The organism is Pontibacter ummariensis (assembly GCF_900188175.1).
Classification (GTDB): Bacteria; Bacteroidota; Bacteroidia; order Cytophagales; family Hymenobacteraceae; genus Pontibacter; species Pontibacter ummariensis.
This window is the reverse complement of sequence record NZ_FZOQ01000079.1, coordinates 1-1,240: the sequence shown is the minus strand read 5'-3', so window position 1 is coordinate 1,240 and position 1,240 is coordinate 1. Positions and strand designations below refer to the sequence as shown.

Annotated in this window: 1 protein-coding gene; it reads left to right on the top strand. The window is 46.9% G+C overall.

Features of this window, described 5'->3' with window-relative positions; genetic code table 11:
* Positions 1-695 precede the first annotated feature (695 nt).
* Positions 696-818: a hypothetical protein gene (locus tag CHB92_RS26370; RefSeq protein WP_258179149.1), complete on the top strand. Its 123-nt coding sequence runs from the start codon at positions 696-698 to the stop codon at positions 816-818.
* Positions 819-1,240 lie beyond the last annotated feature (422 nt).

Below are 1,240 nucleotides of genomic sequence, written 5' to 3'. Positions count from 1 at the left end.
GGCGCATCTAAAAGACAGTAACTGTCTGTTTGTTACTGCAAGGCCTAAGAAACAGTGCCGCTATAAAAAGGGAGGAGCCCAGATGTGTACAGCCGGGGCGAAAAAGAACCTGCTTGGCACAGATGGTTTCCCCTTTACTGTTGTGTCTTTTAAGGAGACTACATCCATTTCCTGACCAAGGGTTACAATGTTCTTCTGCTGCTCTTATAGCCACTCTAGTTCTTGGTATAGCTGCTACAGCCACCTCCTTACAATTGTTTATAAGATTAAAGTAAAAGAGAAACCTCCGGAGCGAATGCCCTAGAAGTAAGCTTACAACAACAGTTGTGGGCTATACTGTAACTTGAACTCGGGAATTACGCCAACTTTTTTGCAGGGTTTAATCATAACTTATGGTGAAAGGTGTAGGCGGTGATGCCATAGTGCATGTAGACGAGGGGCTGCGGAGGGCTATGACGTGTTTGGAAGATGCCGCAGACGCTCATCAGGCTGCCGTTTCCCGCCTTATGCCTCCTCTCCTCATTAGGTTGAGCCTCTCCTGGAGTGTTAGGAGCATGTTTTTCATGCTCTTGGTATTCAGATGCAGACCCTTCTGCAATAGCTTTCCCAGCAGAGAGGAGAGGTAGCCCCTGTTCCCATAGTACTTCCCCTTAAGCCATTGGAAAAGACAGCTTTTAGGAGTTGACATATAGTGTTTGATTCTCTACGAGAGGCTGGGTCCGTACGAAGCCGTGGCAGCAGGCTTGGCGGGCAAGGTAGAGGAACTGGGTGCAGGAGACGGCTTGGCTGAGGAAGTTCCTGAGTTCCCCGAGCACTAGGTGCTGGTAGTAGTAGGCAAAGAACTTGAAGCCCGAAAGGTGGTAGAGCACGAAGATGGGAAAACCTCACTCTCACTAAGAGCGGCCTTGCGCCTGGCAGAGCGCCGCTCTAGGGCAGCTGAAAGCGTGTGGTAAGCGAAATGCTTCTTCACTTCTTAGCAGAAATCGTCAATAAAGCAAAACACTTCAACCACCTTGGCAGTATCTATGATAAAGTACATAAGGCTAAGGATATAGGTGAAACATCGGACAACATATCTTCCTTGACCTTAGCTTTATTGTTTATTCAAACTAATGAATTTTTCATTCAATAATTCTAGAGCTAACGAGGCTGTAAATTAAAACTGTGTGCCTGTTGCACAACTGTCTGAAGCTAGCCGTAAAAAGAGCTAGCACCAAATCTATGATGGGATGCAGGGAAG